This is a genomic window from Frankia sp. CcWB2 (genome assembly GCF_977927585.1).
In genome coordinates this window covers 2,667-3,884 of record NZ_CDWRCM010000225.1, presented here as the reverse complement: position 1 = coordinate 3,884, position 1,218 = coordinate 2,667, and the positions used below count along the sequence as shown (strand labels likewise).

Sequence of the window (1,218 nt, the reverse complement as noted above, 5' to 3'; positions counted from 1 at the left end):
CGATCACGTATTTGTTACTTCATTACGTCCCCTTAGTTCCGCGAAACGCTGGCGGGTCGCGCCCCTTCGTGGTCGCCTATCGTTAGTGGCCCACCGCGTCGCCCACCAGTCGGCGGCAGGAACATCAATTCCGTTCGTCAGTACTATGTGAAGTGTGTGATAATATGAAGAAGGATCTTGACTTTTCCCTAGTCGACCGGGCTCTGCCGGACCCGGCCGGCGTGCCCGGTGACGGCCTGATGCTGCGGTCGGTGATGTCCTCGAAGCCGCCGGCCATCCCACGGCAGCGTCCTGACCGTGGCACTGAGGCGAGCTTGAACCGACCTCCGATGGCGCGACCCTACGCTGCGGCGGGTGTCCTGTTCTTCGATGAAGAAGACCGCATACTGCTCGTTGAACCGTCGTACAAGCCAGACTGGGATATTCCGGGAGGCTTTGTCGAACCGGGGGAATCGCCCTACTCGGCGTGTGTACGGGAGGTCGCCGAGGAGCTCGGTATCGCCCCACCGATCGGTGGTCTGCTCGCGATCGACTGGGCGCCCTGTCTTAACGACGGATGGCTCGACAGCGAGATGCTGGCCTTCGTCTTCGACGGCGGTGCGCTGCCCGCCTCATGGCGGGAGCGCATCCGGCTGGACATGGACGAGATCATCAACTGCGCGTTCGTCCCTGTGGACGAGGTGGGCGGGTTGCTGCCGCCCCCGCACGCGCGACGGGTCCGTGCCGCCGCGGCCCTGCGGGGGGCGCCGCAGCGCGGCGGATACCTGGAGTTCGGTAATCAGATTCCCGAGCCCGTCGGTGGTCCGGTGAGCGTCGCGTCGCTCGGTGGGCCGGATGCTCGGGGCGCGGGCGCGGGCGCGGCTCAGGCGCTCGCGGGGCCATCCGCACGTGGCGCGGTGATGATGTCCAGCTCGGCGAACGAGGCGATGGAGGCATGACCGTCGGCGTCTCGGCGAGGATCCGGCGCACCGCCGGCTCGGCGTGACGGTCGCGCACCCACGCCCCCAACCGGGCCCGGGCATAGGGGAACAACGTGCCCAGTACCGCCGCGGTCGCGCTCGTGGTTCCTTCGATGTCGATGGGCGCGACCTCCGCCACCCGCTTGATCCCCGCCACTCCCTCGGTCTCTGCCACCCGTTCGACGGCACTCACGATGCCGTGACGAACTGTGCTCTCCGGCGCAGAAGGCCGTCGAAGTCGGGGATACGCGTGGCCAGG

1 protein-coding gene is annotated in these 1,218 nt (G+C 67.3%); it reads left to right on the top strand.

The features are described 5' to 3' along the window. Positions 1–329 precede the first annotated feature (329 nt). Positions 330–938, top strand: a complete 609-nt coding sequence (locus tag ACY45C_RS18840) for an NUDIX domain-containing protein (protein ID WP_462188898.1) — start codon at positions 330–332, stop codon at positions 936–938. Positions 939–1,218: the final 280 nt, after the last annotated feature.